General features: G+C 64.8%; 12 protein-coding genes. 7 read left to right on the top strand and 5 right to left on the bottom strand.

Annotation, left to right across the window (positions count from 1 at the left end; translation table 11 throughout):
- Window positions 1-50: 50 nt before the first annotated feature.
- Window positions 51-596 (top strand): hypothetical protein, encoded by a 546-nt coding sequence (locus tag NCS00_RS04675; RefSeq protein WP_008350716.1) that lies wholly within the window; start codon window positions 51-53, stop codon window positions 594-596.
- On the opposite strand, the gene NCS00_RS04670 is transcribed toward NCS00_RS04675, so the two are convergent.
- Window positions 593-2059, bottom strand: a complete 1467-nt coding sequence (locus NCS00_RS04670; protein WP_250439417.1) for an aminotransferase-like domain-containing protein — start codon at window positions 2057-2059, stop codon at window positions 593-595. The two genes, NCS00_RS04675 and NCS00_RS04670, sit on opposite strands and share 4 nt — an antisense overlap.
- Before the next feature lie 177 nt (window positions 2060-2236).
- Between NCS00_RS04670 and NCS00_RS04665 the strand changes: the two genes are divergently transcribed.
- The 6 genes from NCS00_RS04665 (at window position 2237) to NCS00_RS04640 (ending at window position 9950) form a co-directional block, all read left to right on the top strand.
- Window positions 2237-3019 carry a VOC family protein gene (locus NCS00_RS04665; RefSeq protein WP_051079033.1) on the top strand — a complete coding sequence of 261 codons (783 nt, stop codon included), beginning with the start codon at window positions 2237-2239 and terminating at the stop codon, window positions 3017-3019.
- Window positions 3016-3957 (top strand): DMT family transporter, encoded by a 942-nt coding sequence (locus NCS00_RS04660; protein WP_008350719.1) that lies wholly within the window; start codon window positions 3016-3018, stop codon window positions 3955-3957. Before NCS00_RS04665 ends, NCS00_RS04660 begins: the two co-directional genes overlap by 4 nt.
- A gap of 75 nt (window positions 3958-4032) precedes the next feature.
- The gene (locus tag NCS00_RS04655) at window positions 4033-5229 is read left to right on the top strand and encodes an aminotransferase-like domain-containing protein (RefSeq protein ID WP_008350720.1); all 1197 of its coding nucleotides are present in this window, start codon (window positions 4033-4035) and stop codon (window positions 5227-5229) included.
- A 24-nt stretch (window positions 5230-5253) separates the two neighbouring features.
- Window positions 5254-5715, top strand: coding sequence for a RidA family protein (locus NCS00_RS04650; RefSeq protein ID WP_008350722.1), 462 nt, complete (start codon window positions 5254-5256; stop codon window positions 5713-5715).
- Window positions 5716-6143: 428 nt separating this feature from the next.
- Window positions 6144-7055, top strand: a complete 912-nt coding sequence (locus NCS00_RS04645; RefSeq protein WP_250439415.1) for a PhzF family phenazine biosynthesis protein — start codon at window positions 6144-6146, stop codon at window positions 7053-7055.
- Between the two features lie 453 nt (window positions 7056-7508).
- Window positions 7509-9950 carry a bifunctional diguanylate cyclase/phosphodiesterase gene (locus NCS00_RS04640; RefSeq protein ID WP_034471280.1) on the top strand — a complete coding sequence of 814 codons (2442 nt, stop codon included), beginning with the start codon at window positions 7509-7511 and terminating at the stop codon, window positions 9948-9950.
- 13 nt (window positions 9951-9963) lie between these two features.
- On the opposite strand, the gene NCS00_RS04635 is transcribed toward NCS00_RS04640, so the two are convergent.
- The 4 genes from NCS00_RS04635 to NCS00_RS04620 form a co-directional block, all read right to left on the bottom strand.
- Window positions 9964-10422 carry a CopD family protein gene (locus tag NCS00_RS04635; protein ID WP_008350729.1) on the bottom strand — a complete coding sequence of 153 codons (459 nt, stop codon included), beginning with the start codon at window positions 10420-10422 and terminating at the stop codon, window positions 9964-9966.
- Between the two features lie 204 nt (window positions 10423-10626).
- Window positions 10627-10821: a helix-turn-helix domain-containing protein gene (locus NCS00_RS33315; protein ID WP_277621788.1), complete on the bottom strand. Its 195-nt coding sequence runs from the start codon at window positions 10819-10821 to the stop codon at window positions 10627-10629.
- A gap of 97 nt (window positions 10822-10918) precedes the next feature.
- The gene (gene parC, locus NCS00_RS04625) at window positions 10919-13237 is read right to left on the bottom strand and encodes a DNA topoisomerase IV subunit A (protein WP_250439413.1); all 2319 of its coding nucleotides are present in this window, start codon (window positions 13235-13237) and stop codon (window positions 10919-10921) included.
- A 26-nt stretch (window positions 13238-13263) separates the two neighbouring features.
- The gene (locus NCS00_RS04620; protein ID WP_008350734.1) at window positions 13264-15243 is read right to left on the bottom strand and encodes a DNA topoisomerase IV subunit B; all 1980 of its coding nucleotides are present in this window, start codon (window positions 15241-15243) and stop codon (window positions 13264-13266) included.
- Between the last annotated feature and the right edge of the window lie 216 nt (window positions 15244-15459).

Here is a 15459-nt window from a genome sequence, read left to right as displayed (position 1 = left end):
GGCGCGCCGCTCGATTTCAAGAGCGACGTGCACGCCGTTATGATGCCTGCATGCACCGCACCGCCCGCGCACTCACACCCGGCGAGATCGACATCGCCCGTTCGATCTTCCGCGACGCCATCGACTATTCGCGGGCGCGCGTGCACGCGCGCGCCTATTTGCCGTTCGGCCTGCAGCCGCGCCGCACGGCGATGGCGCCGAACGGCAACCTCTATTTTCCGCGCGGATGTTTTCAGGACGACTTCTCCGCCTGCGACATCGCCGACCGCATGTGGTTCATCCACGAGATGACGCATGTCTGGCAATTCCAGCTCGGCTATCCGGTGCGGCTGCGCGGCGCGATTCGCATCGGCCTGCGGTATGCGTACACGCTCGCCGATGACAAGCGCCTCTGCGATTACAACATGGAAGCGCAAGGCAACCTGCTCGCGGATTATTTCGCGCTCAAGTTCTGCGACGGGCAAAACCGCCTTTACGAGCATCGCTACCGGCATACGCCCGGCGCGCTCGCGCTCTATGAGACCGTGCTCGCGGAGTTCATCCGCGCGCCCGCCGCGCGCCGCAATCTGCCAAGGCTTGCCGGACGGCGCCGCTAGGCGCTGCGCCGCGCGGCCTTTTCCAGATAGTTCGACAGCAAGGCGGGCAAGGCCGGATCGCCGCAATTGGAGATGTTGAAGCGCATCCACGTCGTCGGAGACTGATGCGGCGAAAACAGGCTGCCGGGCGTCAGCAGAAAGCCGGCTTCGTGTCCGGCTGCCGCGAGTCCATCGGAATCGATGCCCGCGTCCGCCCACAGGAACATGCCCGCCGCAGCCGGCGGCGCGAAAAGTCTGAGGCCGGTTTTTTCCAGCATGCGCGCGGTCTTGTCGCGCACGCCGTCGAGCCGGGCCCGCAGCCGCTCGACGTGACGCCGGTAATGCCCTTCCGTCAACACCTTGTAGACGACGCGCTCGTTGAGCTCGGGACTCGTCATGCCGACGAGCATCTTCTGATCCGCGAGCGCTTTCGCGACTTCCGGCGCCGCCGCGATATACCCGACGCGCAGATTCGCCGCGAGCGTCTTCGAAAAGCTGCCGAGGAAGATCACGCGCTTCAACTGATCGAGCGATGCGAGGCGCGTCGCGGGAAAGCCAGCGGGACACAGATCGCCGTAGACATCGTCCTCGACGACGATGAAGTCGTATTCCTGCGCGAGTTGCAGGATGCGGTACGCCTGCGCCGCCGTCAGCGACGTGCCGGTCGGATTCTGCAGCACCGAATTGATGATGAGCATCTTCGGCCGCCAGGTCGCGACGAGCGTCTCCAGCGCATCGAGATCGGGGCCGTCGGGCGTGTACGGCATGCCGACGAGCCGCGCGCCTTGCGAAGCGAAGCGGCCGAACATCTGAAACCACGCCGGATCGCCGACGATCACGGCATCGCCCGGCTTCACATAGAGACGAGAAATGAGATCGATCGCCTGCGTGATGCCCGACACGAGCACGATCTGCCGCGCCGCCGACGCGCCGATCTCCAGTTCCTCGAGCCGCGTCTGCAACTGCTGGCGCAGCGGCAAAAAGCCTTGCGGCGTGCCGAAGCCCAGCATCTGCGCCCCGCTCTGGCGCGACAGCGAGCGCAGCGCGTTGGTGATCAATTCGCCGTCGAGCCAACGGCCCGGCAAATAGCCGAGCCCCGGCCCTTTTTCAGGACTGGACGTATGCAGCATGTTGCGCAGCAGCCAGACCACGTCGATGGTGTTCTGCACCGGCTCGCGATCCGCCGCGACGGCGGGCGTCTCGCCCTTCGCGACGAGCGTCGGCGCGATGCGCTCGCGCACGTAAAAACCGGAGCCGCGCCGCGAATCGAGATAGCCGTGCGCGACGAGCCGCTCGTACGCCTCGACCACGGTAAAGCGCGACACGCCTTTATCCAGCGCGAGTTTGCGGATCGACGGCATCCGCATGCCCGGACGAAATACGCGCTCGTCGATGCGCCTGCGCCCCCATTGCACCAGTTGATCGACGAGCGTGAGCTGCGCGGCGTCGTGCGGGGCGGGAATCTGATCGAGCGGAACGGACATGCGGGCCTCCGGTCTGCGGCGCGCAGCGTGACTGGGCCGTCAAAAAGTGTACCGAATAGTATGGGGCCGATTGTACCGTTACTGTTCCGGTGCAAGCGGCTACATTTTGCTTTCGGGCTGCGCGTCGCGTGCGAACGAAGCGCTATGCTATCGGCCCTTTTTATCGCTTTGCCCGTCATGACCGACCATCGACTGAAACTCGATCACCTCGTAATCGCCGCACGCACGCTGGAAGAAGGCGCGCAGTTCGTCGCCGCGAAATTCGGCGTGGAAACCGCGCCCGGCGGCGCGCATCCGCTGATGGGCACGCATAACCGGTTGCTGAATCTGTGGGGCGGCGCGTATCTCGAAGTGATCGCGATCGATCCGGCGGCGAATGCCGAAGCAGCGCGGCCACGCCTTTTCGCACTCGACGATCCGTCGATGCAGCGCCGCCTCGACGAGCACGGACCGCAGCTCGTGCACTGGGTCGCGCGCGTGGACCGGCCGAAGTCGCTCGCGCGCTGGCGCGAGCAGTATCCGGAGCGCATCGCGCCCGTCGCGGCGATGTCGCGCGCAGGCAATACCTGGGGCCTGACCGTACCCGACGACGGCGCGTTCCCCGCGTGGCAGGGCGCCGGCGATGGCGTGCTGCCGTCGCTGATTCAGTGGGACACGCCGCGTCATCCGAGCGGCGCGCTGCCGGAAACCGGCATCGCGCTGCGTTCGCTGACGGGGTTTCATCCGCGCGCGCGGGCCGTGGCGGAGCAGCTCGCGTGGCTCGGCGCGGCGCATCTGATGCGCGTCGAGGAGACGGCGGGCGCGCCGGTGCTCGTCGCGCAGTTCGATCTGCCCGATGGCACGACGCTCACGCTCGGCGAATCGGCGGAACAGGCCGAGGCGCGGGCGGCATCGAAGCCACGTCGCCCGAAGAAAACGGAATCACCCGACATGACCGACCACGGAGACACCGCACAATGAAGACCCGCGAAACCGAAGGCATGCTGCTCGGCCTGATCGGCGTCGTCATTTTCAGCCTGACGCTGCCGATGACGCGCATCGTCGTCGCGGAAGTCAATCCGATCCTGAACGGCCTCGGACGCGCGCTCGTCGCGGCCATTCCCGCCGCCGCGCTGCTTTTGTGGCGTCGCGAAAAGCTGCCGACGTGGCCGCAGGTCAAGAGCCTCGCGGTGGTCGCGCTGGGCGTCATCATCGCGTTTCCGGTGTTTTCCGCGTGGGCGATGAAAACCGTGCCCGCGTCGCACGGCGCGGTCGTGAACGGCCTGCAGCCGCTGTGCGTCGCCATCTATGCCGCGTGGCTCTCGCACGAGCGGCCGTCGAAGGCGTTCTGGGCGAGCGCGATCGCGGGCAGCGGGATCGTCGTCGCGTTCGCGTTGCAGGCGGGCGGCGGCGGGCTGCAGGCCGGCGACCTGCTGATGCTCGTAGCGGTCGGCATCGGCGCGCTCGGTTATGCGGAAGGCGCGCGGCTCGCGCGTCAGATGGGCGGCTGGCAGGTCATCTGCTGGGCGCTCGTGCTCTCGGCGCCGTTCCTGCTGCTGCCGGTCGGCTGGCTCGCGTGGGCGCAACTGTTCGGCAGCCACGCGACGCATCCCGAACCGCTCGCTCTCAAGACCTGGCTGGCGTTCGGCTACGTGACGCTGTTCTCGCAGTTCATCGGCTTCTTCGCGTGGTACGCCGGACTCGCGATGGGCGGCATCGCGCGCGTCGGGCAAGTGCAACTGCTGCAGATCTTCTTCACGATGGCGTTCTCGGCGCTCTTCTTCGGCGAGCACGTAAGCGGGTCGACGTGGCTGTACGCGGCCGCCGTCATCGTGACGGTCGTGCTCGGGCGCAAGTCCGCCGTGCGCGCCGCGCCGCAGCCGGCCGTGGTCGCTGCCGGCACGACGCACGCAAGATGACGCCTTCGCGCGATAATCGACGTTTGCGGTACGTTCCGCGATAAGAAATCACCCCAGAGACAATCGAGGCATTTCATGAATCAAGCCGATCTCCGCGCCACGCCGTGGCAACTCTCCGAACGTGCTCGCAAGCTCACCAGTTCGGCGATTCGCGAAATCCTGAAGGTCACGGAGCGGCCGGAAGTCATTTCGTTCGCGGGCGGCCTGCCCTCGCCGGCGACGTTCCCCGTCGAGGAAATGCGCCACGCCTCCGAACGCATCCTGCGCGACCAGCCCGCCGCCGCGCTCCAGTACAGCGCGACCGAAGGCTACATGCCGCTGCGCGAGTGGATCGCGAAGCGGTATTCGGTGAACGGCGCGCATATCCGTCCGACGCAGGTGCTCATCACGACGGGCTCGCAGCAGGCGCTCGACCTGCTCGGCAAGACGCTCGTCGATCCGGGCAGCCGCGTGCTCGTCGAAACGCCGACGTATCTCGGCGCGCTGCAGTCGTTCTCGCTATTCGAGCCGCACTACGTGCAGGTGCCGACCGATGAATCGGGCCTGATCCCCGAAGCGCTCGACGCCACGCTCACCGCGAACGCGCGCCTGCTCTACGCGCAGCCGAATTTCCAGAACCCGACCGGCCGCCGCCTGCCGCTCGAACGCCGCCGCGCGCTCGCCGCGCTGGCTCAAAAAGCGTCGTTCCCGGTGATCGAGGACGATCCCTACGGCGCGCTGGACTACGCGGGCGCGCCGCTGCCCACGATGCTGTCGATGGCGCCCGATCACATCGTGCATCTCGGCTCGTTCTCGAAAGTGCTGGCGCCGGGCCTGCGCGTGGGCTACATCATCGCGCCCGAGGAGTTGCACTTCAAACTCGTGCAGGCCAAGCAGGCGACCGACCTGCACACGCCGAGCCTCACGCAGCGCATCGTTTATGAAGTGGTGAAAGACGGCTTCCTCGACACGCACGTTCCCAAGATCCGCGCGCTCTATCGCGATCAATGCAACGCGATGCTCGACGCACTGGAACGCCACATGCCGGCGGGCGTCGAATGGAACCGGCCGGAAGGCGGCATGTTCGTGTGGGTGAAGCTGCCGCAACACATCGATTCGATGAAGCTGCTCGAACAGGCGATCGCGCAGAATGTGGCCTTCGTGCCGGGCGGCCCGTTCTTCGCCAACGAAGCCGAACACAACACCATGCGTCTTTCGTTCGTGACGGTGCCGCCCGCCACGATCGACGAAGGCGTCGCGAAGCTCGGCGCGCTGATCCGCGCGAGCATCTGATTTCAACGTTTAGAGGAGCAACCGATGGCATCGAACGTGTACGACAAGCTGAAGGAACTCGGCATCGACCTGCCCGTCGCGGGCGCGCCCGCCGCCGCTTACGTGATGAGCGCGCAGAGCGGCAACACGGTGTATCTCTCCGGACACATCGCGAAGAAGGACGGCAAGGTCCACGTCGGCAAGCTCGGCGACAACATCACGACGGAAGAAGGCAAGGCGGCGGCGCGCAGCGTCGCGATCGACCTGATCGCGACGCTGCACGCGCACGTCGGCGATCTGAACAAGGTCAAGCGCATCGTCAAGGTGATGAGCCTCGTCAACTCGACCTTCGATTTCACCGAGCAGCACATCGTCACGAACGGCGCGTCCGAGCTGATCGCGGAAATCTTCGGCGATGCCGGCAAGCACGCGCGCTCGGCGTTCGGCGTCGCGCAGATTCCGCTCGGCGCGTGCGTCGAGATCGAGCTGATCGCGGAAGTCGCGTAAGGCGCGCTTTCGCTTCTGCATCGAGGCGACGCAAACACCTGCTCCAATGACAACGCCCCGTCTCCGGACCGCGAGAACGGGGCGTGCGTCACGTCACTTCATGTGAGTCTTACTTTGCCGGACGGCCGAAGCTCTGGAACTCGAGGTCCTGCCCCATCGGGCGCACCACGGCGACGCGGAAGGTCAGCGAATCGTATGCCGCTGCGGAGACGCCCTTCAGATCGGTGATAGTCGATCGCCAGCGAGATCGCGTACTTCGCATTGTCGACCGTCGAAGGTGAAACGCCGACGAAGCGGCTTGCCGCCGCATTTGGTCGCTCGCGCCCGGCGCCAGACCGCAACGTGAAGCGCGGACCGCGGCCTTTCACAGACCGCGCCGGAGTGTATTGGGGGCAGAATGGGCCTTCCATCGAACGCATTCGAAAACCATGTCCTCACGCACCGTCCAGTTCAAGCAGGTCGATGTCTTCACAGCCGTTCCATTCAAGGGCAATCCGCTCGCGGTGATCTTCGACGCCGAAGGCCTCACGGCCGAGCGCATGCAGGAAATCGCCCGCTGGACGAATTTGTCGGAGACTGCGTTTCTCCTGCCGCCGACCGATCCGCGCGCCGACTACCGCGTACGCATCTTCACGACGGCAGTCGAACTGCCGTTCGCCGGACATCCGACGCTCGGCAGCGCGCACGCGCTCATCGATGCCGGTTACACGCCGAAGACGCCCGGCCGGCTCGTGCAGGAATGCGGCGTCGGACTCGTGGAGCTCGCGCAGCGCGGCGATACCAATGGCGATGCCGATGGCGGCGAGTGGGCGTTCGCCGCGCCGCCCGCCACCATCGCGCCGCTTTCAGATGCGCAGTGCGAGCGCCTCGCCGCCGCACTCGCGCCCGCCGTAATCGATTTCAGTTCGCCGCCCGCCGCCTTGGACAACGGCGTGCCGTGGCTCGTCGTGCGCGTGAAGGACGCGGCGCAGTGTTTCGCGACGTCGCTGCAAGGCGCGGCGCGCGAATCGCTCGCGGCGCTCGTCGCGGAAGTCGGCACGCACGGCATCGCCATGTATGGACCGCACGAAGCCGGCGGACCCGCGACGTTCGAATTGCGCGTGATTCTGCTCGGCGCGGAGAACATCGAAGATCCGGTGACGGGCAGCGCGAACGCGGCACTCGCGACGCTGCTGCGCGCGCGGGACCAGCGGCCCGGCCAGCGTTTCACGGTGAGACAGGGCACGGCGCTCGGCCGCGATGGCCGCGTCAGCATCGAATACGACGATGCGGCGGACGGCGCACCGATCTGGATCGGCGGCGCCTCGGTAACTGTGATCGACGGCACATTCCGCATCTGAAACAATGACCTACGCGCTGCCCGACGCCGCGCGTATACCCCCAAGCGCGGCCCCTTTCTTAATCCCGGCGGCTTCGTTAATATCTGAACAATCGGGGATCGGAACGCAATGGCGGTTCACATCGGCGGGCGACAGGCGTCGTGAGGGTGAGCCGCTCGCGCCGCAGCGCAAACGTATGCACTCGACGACACCGGATGCTCGCCGTCTCGCTCATGCCGGGCTTCGGGCGCTGCAGCGGCAAACGGCTCGCCGAACGGCCGTCGCGCGCGGACCTGAGGTGGATCGAGATGTGGATCGGGTCTCGGAGAAAATATCCGCCGATCATCCGCTGTGCGCCGCGCGCGGTATATTCACTCGTTTCGGTCGAACGCCTCAGAACATGCATCGCTTCATCCACCTCGCGCAGTCCGCAGCACGCAAGGCGCCACGCGACAGAGCGCCGACGGACACCCCATGAAGCGCACGCGCTCCCACGCCTTTTCCGACACCGTCCTCGGCGCGCCGTCGGCGCGGCGTCGGCGCGCGCTTCTCGCGATTCCCGTGCTCGGCACCTTCGTGCTCGTGCTGCTGTGGGCGGTGATCTTCGCCCGGCTGTCGGTCGAGCGCGAAGCGACCACGCATGAGTCGATGTCGTCCGCCGCCATTCTTTCGTCGGCGCTCGAACAGCACACCATCAAGGCGATTCACCAGGTCGACCAGATCACGCGCTTCGTCAAATACGAGTACGAGAAGTCGCCCGACAACTTCGATCTGATCGCCACCGTCGAAAAAGGCGTCGTGCAAAGCGACACGCTCGTGCAGGTTTCGCTGATCGACGAATACGGGACGCTGATCGCCAATACATCCGATCCGCATCCGAAACCGATCGATCTCTCCGACCGCGAACACTTCAAGGTCCACGCGCATTCGAACGACGATCTGCTCTACATCAGCCGCCCGGTGCGCGGGCGGGTATCCGGGCTCTGGACGCTGCAGATCACGCGGCGGCTCAATCATCCGGACGGCTCGTTCGCGGGCGTCGTGGTCGTGTCGGAAGACCCGGCGTATTTCACGAACGACTTCTACAACGTCGCGTCGATCGGGCACGAAGGCGTGATCGCGGTCGTGTCGGACAACGGCTCCGTGCTCGCGCGCAGCACGGGCGGCAGCCTGGCCGAGAGCGCCGCCGCGAATGCCGCCGCGAGCGCCCCGGCGAAAGGCAGCGCGCGCAGCGGCCCGGCCGATCGCTCGCACGCCGCGTTCAGCGCGACCGGCGTGTATCCGACGACCGATCACGCGTCGGGCATCTACGTCGATCCGATCGATCACGTGAAGCGCATCGTGTCGTACCGGCATATCGACGGCTATCCGCTCGGCGTGCTCGTCGGCCTGTCCGAGCGCGAGGAGATGGTCGACTACAACCACACGCGCAATGTCTATCTGCTGATGGCGAGCTTCATTTCGCTCGCGATGCTCGGCTTCTTCGCGGTCGCGACGGGCCTCATCGGCAAGCTGCTCGGGCGCGAGCGCGAGATGACGCATCTCGTCGAATACGACCTGCTCACCGGCCTGCGCAACCGGTATTCGACGCTGCGCGCGCTCAGGCTCGACGTGGCGCAGCCGGAAAACATCGGGCGCCTGGCGCTGCTCTTCATCGATCTCGACAACTTCAAGACCGTCAACGACACGCTCGGCCACAACGCCGGCGACATCGTCCTGCAGATGACCGCGTCGCGGCTCGCCGAAACGGTCGGGCAAAGCGGCACGCTGTCGCGCATCGGCGGCGACGAGTTCGTGGTCGTCGTGAAGGGCGACGACGTCGAGCAACGCGCCGTCACGCTCGCCGACGACATCTCGACGATGTTCGCCACGCCCTTCGACGTGCGCGGCAGCGCGTTCGTGCTGCATGCGAGCATCGGCATCGCGCTCTTTTCCGTGTCGAACGAGAGCGAAATCGATCTGCTGAAGAAGGCCGATCTCGCGATGTACAGCGCGAAGGACGCGGGCCGGAACTGCTATCAGTTCTATTCGCCGCAGTTGTCGCATCGCGCGGACCATTTGATGAAGTGGGAGCAGCAACTGCGCGTCGCGTTGACGGAGCAGCAGCTTTTCCTCGTCTATCAGCCGAAGATCGATCTGACGCGCCGCTGCATCACCGGTTTCGAGGCGCTCGTGCGCTGGAATCATCCGCAGCACGGGCTCATTCCGGCGAACGAGTTCATTCCGGTGGCGGAATCGACAGGACTGATCGTCGCGGTCGGCGATTTCGTGATTCACACCGCGTGCATGGAGCTCGCGCAATGGCAGCGCGACGGCTATACGGGACTGTCGCTCGCCGTGAACATTTCGGCCGTGCAGTTCTGGCGCGGCGATTTGCTGGAGACGGTCGCGCGCGCGATCGAGGCGAGCGGGATTCCGCCCGACAAGCTGGAGCTCGAAATCACCGAGACCGTGATGGTGGAGTATCCGGAGCTCGTGCAGGAGAAGATCGTCGCGCTGAAGCGGCTGGGCGTGCGTATCGCGCTCGACGACTTCGGCACGGGATATTCGTCGCTGTCGTATCTGAACCGCTTTTCGGTCGATACGCTGAAGGTGGATCGCTCGTTCATCCAGGCGATTCCGGAAGATCGCAGCGTCTGCGTGATGGTGTCGGCGATCGTCAATCTGGCGCGCTCGCTCGGGTTGACGGTGATTGTCGAAGGCACGGAGCGCGAGGAGCAGATTGCGTGGCTCGCCGCGCTCGGGCCGGTGGAAGCGCAAGGCTTCCTGTTCTCTCGCCCGGTGCCGGCGGATGGCGTGCAGGCGCTGCTCGACCGTTTCGGCGTATGCGGATGGCCGCGCGGACACGCCCCGCGATCGCGCAAGGACGCCGGCCACGAATCGAGCACCGCGCTCAGCGACGAGCGCGGCGTTTAAGCGACGGGTCGAATCAGAAGCCGCGCGAAAGAACCGCCGTGCCGATCGTCACGACGCCCAGCACGAGATTGATCACGACGAGCCTTCTCACGGTGCCGACCGCCCTCGCGCCATCGGGCCAGTTCTGCGCCTGCACCGCGCGGCGGATGCGCGGAAAAACGGCGAAGCGGATGTGACCGAAGATCAGCATCATCACGATGCCGAGACCGGCCATCGCGTGCAGCGGCCACGCCGCATGACCGCCGCCGAATTGCATGAGCAGGAAACCGCCGGTGAGCAGGATGACGATCACCGAGGCGCCCACCCAGTTGAAGAAGCGCGCGAATACCGACTCCCAAAGCGGAAGACGCAGTTGCGGCGTGAGATCGCCGAGCGCGGGACGCAGGCAGAAATGCGCGAAGATCATTCCGCCTATCCAAACGGCGACGCCGAGCAAATGCAGAAAGAGCGCCGCTTCGATGGCTTTGTTCATTGTGAATTCCGGGGCTGATTTGAGTTGTTGAGTACGTGCAGGCACAAGGCATAGGAATACGCGCGGAGTGTGGAGTTCCCCGCCCGGCCGATTTTGTTCGACGATGACAGCGTGGCACGCGAAAGAACCGGATTATTCGTGACCCTAAGGATCGCGCGAATGGGATATGTTTTGCCGATGCCCCATGCCAGTCCGAGGCTTGCCTTAGTGACGGATATCGGCCGCCGGGCAGCTTTCCCGCCCCGGCTTCGCCGAGCGCCGCGGTGGACCGACGACGATCTGCACATTGCGACCAAGGCGCGCGAGCAGTTCGAGCATCTTCGCCTCGCCGAGCCCGCGAAACTGGCCACGCATCAGCTGCGAGAGCTTGGGCTGACTGATGCCAAGAAGCGTTGAAATGATTGATGTCTGAATCTCGCGAACGACAGACGATAAAAAGCCCGCACTGAGCGGGCTTCATGCTGTCATGGAGCGCGCGCGGCGCCCCATTGAAACATCACCCCTCGAACACCGGCCGCAGCTCCGTCACCTTCAACGACGAATCCGGCGCTCTTCCCTTTCTCGATCGCTTGCCGAGATGCAGTTGCAACTGCGATCCGCTGAGCTTCTCGTCCCTCACCTTCCCGCCGCGCCCGGTGCCGATCATCATCACGCCGCGCGCATCGATGGCGAGCGCCTGGCGCAGCGTTTCCTTCGGATCGAGGCCCATCAGAATGACGCCGCGACCCCCGCCCGACAACGTCTTCATCTCGTCCATGCCGAAGACGAGCAGTTTGCCTGCGCTCGACAAGCACGCGACATAGATTGCGCCCGGAATGACGGGCATCGGCGCGAGCGGTGCCGCGCCTTCATCGATCGTCATGAACGCCTTGCCGGCCTTCTGGCGGCTCACCATGTCGCCGAGCTTCGCGATGAAGCCGAAGCCGTTGCTCGATGCCAGCAGCAGTTGTTGTTCAGCATTCGCCGCGAAGTAATGCAGCAGATGCGTGCCCGATTCGAGCTCGATCAGCGACGTCACCGGCACGCCATCGCCGCGTCCGCCCGGCAACGCCGAAACCGGCACCGAATACACGCGACCCTTGCTGCCCCACGCGACGAGCGAATCCGGCGTGCGCGCCTGGAACGCGGCGTACAGCCCGTCGCCCTGCTTGAACGTGAAGCCCGCCGGATCGAGCCCGTGGCCCTTCAGCGCGCGCACCCAGCCCTTCTGCGACACGACCACCGTCACCGGTTCGTCGACGACACGCGCCTCGAACGTCGCGCGCTTCTCCTGCTGAATCAGCGTGCGGCGCTCGTCGCCGTACTGCTTCGCGTCCGCTTCGATTTCCTTGATCAGCACGCGCTTCATCGCGGCGTCGCTGTTGAGCAGTTCTTCGAGCTTCGTCTTTTCGTCGCGCAAGTCGGACAACTCTTGTTCGATCTTGATCGCCTCCAGCCGCGCCAACTGACGCAGGCGGATTTCGAGAATGTCTTCGGCCTGCCGGTCGGAGAGATTGAAGCGCGCGATCAGCGCCTGCTTCGGTTCCTCCGACTCGCGGATGATGCGGATGACTTCATCGATATTCAGGAAGACGATCATTCGTCCTTCGAGAATATGGATGCGGTCGTTGACCTTGCCCAAACGATGCTGCGTGCGCCGCGTCACCGTGACGAAGCGAAAGCCGATCCACTCGTGCAGGATCTCGACGATGCCCTTCTGACGCGGCCGGCCATCCGAGCCGATCATCACGAGGTTGATCGACGCGTTCGATTCGAGGCTCGTGTACGCGAGCAGCGTGTTGACGAACTCGGTCTGATCGATACGGCTCGACTTCGGCTCGAACACGAGCCGCACGGGCGCGTCCTTGCCCGACTCGTCGCGCACGGCGTCGAGCAGCGCGAGCATCGACTGCTTGGTCTGCACCTGCTCGGGCGTGAGCGTCTTCTTGCCGAGCTTGATCTTCGGATTCGTGAGTTCCTCGATTTCCTCGAGCACTTTCTGGCTCGACACGCCCGGCGGCAATTCCGTGATGACGACCTGCCACTGGCCGCGCGCGAGATCCTCGATCTTCCAGCGCGCACGCACCTTCAGGCTGCCGCGTCCGGTTTCGTAGGCCGTCGAGATTTCCGTCGGCGATGAAATGATTTGCCCGCCGCCGGGGAAATCCGGTCCGGGCAGTTTCTCCATCAAGCCCGCGTGGCCGATCTTCGGATCGCGGATCATCGCGACAGCGGCTTGCGCGACTTCGCGCAGATTGTGCGACGGAATTTCCGTCGCCAGCCCGACCGCGATGCCCGATGCGCCGTTCAGCAACAGGAACGGCAAGCGCGCGGGCAATAGCTTCGGCTCTTCGAACGAGCCGTCGTAGTTCGGCATGAAATCGACCGTGCCCTGATCGATTTCATCGAGCAGCAAACGCGCGATCGGCGTCAGACGCGCTTCGGTGTATCGCATGGCCGCTGCGCCGTCGCCGTCGCGCGAGCCGAAATTGCCCTGGCCGTCGATGAGCGGATAGCGCATCGAAAAGTCCTGCGCGAGACGCACGAGCGCGTCGTACGCCGATTGATCGCCGTGCGGGTGATATTTACCCAGCACGTCGCCGACCACGCGCGCCGACTTCACCGGCTTGGCGTTGGCCGCGAGGCCCATCTCGCTCATCGCGTAGAGAATGCGGCGCTGCACGGGCTTCTGTCCATCGCACACGTCGGGCAGCGCGCGGCCCTTCACCACGCTCACCGCGTAGTCGAGATAAGCACGTTCGGCGTAATCGCCGAGCGTCAGTTGTTCGCCGTCCGGTGCAGTCTGTTCGGCGAAGAGATCGTCTGTGATTCCCATCGAATGTCCGTGTTAATGCGTTCGCGTCAGATGTCCGCTTCGACTTCGTTACCCTTTTCTTCGAGCCAGCTTCGGCGCGAGGCCGCTTCACCCTTGCCCATCAGCATCGTCATGCGCGAAACGGTGAGATCGAAGCCGAGATCGCCGAGCGCGACCGGCAGAAGACGGCGCGTGTCCGGGTTCATCGTCGTGTCCCAGAGCTGTTCGGCGCTCATTTCGCCGAGGCCCTTGAAGCGGCTGATGGTCCACGCCGTTTCGCGCACGCCGTCCTTGCGCAGCTTGTCGAGGATCGCTTCGAGTTCGCCTTCGTCGAGCGCGTAGAGCTTCTGCGCGGGCTTCTTGCCGCGCGCGGGCGCATCGACTCGGAACAACGGCGGACGCGCGACGCACACATGGCCGCGCTCGATCAGTTGCGGGAAATGCTTGAAGAAGAGCGTGAGCAGCAGAACCTGAATGTGCGCGCCGTCGACGTCCGCATCGGAGAGAATGCAGATCTTGCCGTAGCGCAGATTCGACAGATCGATCTGATCGTCGGGACCGTGCGGATCGACGCCGATCGCCACCGCGATGTCATGCACTTCGTTGTTCGCGAAGAGCCGGTCGCGTTCCGTTTCCCACGTATTCAGCACCTTGCCGCGCAACGGGAGAATCGCCTGGAACTCCTTGTCGCGGCCCATTTTCGCGGAGCCGCCCGCCGAATCGCCCTCGACGAGAAAGAGTTCGTTGCGGGAGATATCCGTCGATTCGCAATCGGTGAGCTTGCCCGGCAACACGGCGACGCCCGAACTCTTCTTCTTCTCGATCTTCTGGCCCGCGCGCGTGCGCGCCTGCGCCTGGCGAATCACGAGCTCCGCGAGCTTCTTGCCGTATTCGACGTGCTGATTCAGCCACAACTCCAGCGCCGGCCGCGAGAACGACGACACGAGCTTCACGGCATCGCGGCTATTGAGGCGTTCCTTGATCTGCCCCTGGAACTGCGGATCGAGCACCTTCGCCGACAGCACGAACGACACGCGCGCGAACACGTCTTCCGCGAGCAGCTTGACGCCCTTCGGCTGGAGATTGTGAATCTCGACGAAGTTCTTCACCGCCTGAAAGAGACCGTCGCGCAGACCGGATTCATGCGTGCCGCCCGCGGGCGTCGGAATGAGGTTGACATACGATTCGCGCAGCAGCGGCCCTTCCTCGGTCCACGCGACGACCCACGACGCGCCCTCGCCTTCCGCGAAGGTTTCCTCGGTGTTCTTCGAGCTTTCCGCGTAGCGTTCGCCTTCGAACAACGGAATCAGCAGTTCGCTGCCGCCCATGCCTTCGAGCAGATAACCGCGCAGACCGTCTTCGTATTTCCACGTCTGACGCTCGCCCGTTTTCTCGATGACGAGCACCACTTCGACACCCGGCAACAGCACGGCTTTCGAACGCAGGAGGCGCTGCAATTCGCCGAGCGGCAGATTCGGCGAGTCGAAATACTTCGGATTCGGCCATGCACGCACGCGCGTGCCGCTCTTCTTCGCGCCGCGTTCGGCTGGGCGCGTCGTCAGTTCTTCGATGACGTCGCCATTGGAAAACGCAAGCTGCGCGACCTTGTTGTCGCGCCAGACGGTGACTTCGAGACGGGTTGCGAGCGCGTTCGTCACCGAGACGCCGACGCCGTGCAGACCGCCCGAGAACGTATAGGCGCCGCCCGCGGCCTTATCGAACTTGCCGCCCGCATGCAGCCGCGTATAGACGATCTCGACGACCGGCACGCCTTCTTCCGGATGCAGGCCGAAAGGAATGCCGCGGCCGTCGTCCTCGACGGTCACGGAGTTGTCCTGATGCACGGTGACGGTGATTTGCTTGCCGAAGCCGCCGAGCGCTTCGTCGGAGGCGTTGTCGATCACCTCCTGAATGATGTGCAGCGGATTCTCGGTCCGCGTGTACATGCCGGGCCGCTGCTTGACCGGCTCCAGGCCCTTGAGCACCTTGATCGATGCTTCGCTGTAGCCGGCTGCCTTGGCGTTCATGACCTGGCGCTTGCCTCGTTCAGTGCCTGTCGCCATTGCGCTGGATTTTTTCGTGGACATAGTTGAACGTTGATCCGGCTCTCGAACGCCTGACGGAATGTCACGACATGACGCCCGATCTGCCGGCAAATGCTTGATGTTGTGCCTGGCCGGATGCGTTGAAAGCGAGGCAAAAAAACGCCCGCCGATCCGAGCCGCGCTAGGAGAATAGCGGTT

It is taken from the genome of Caballeronia sp. AZ1_KS37, from assembly GCF_023631165.1.
GTDB classification, from domain to species: Bacteria; Pseudomonadota; Gammaproteobacteria; order Burkholderiales; family Burkholderiaceae; genus Caballeronia; species Caballeronia zhejiangensis.
Note: the sequence above shows the minus strand (reverse complement) of the source record. Positions and strands in the feature narration are given on the sequence as shown.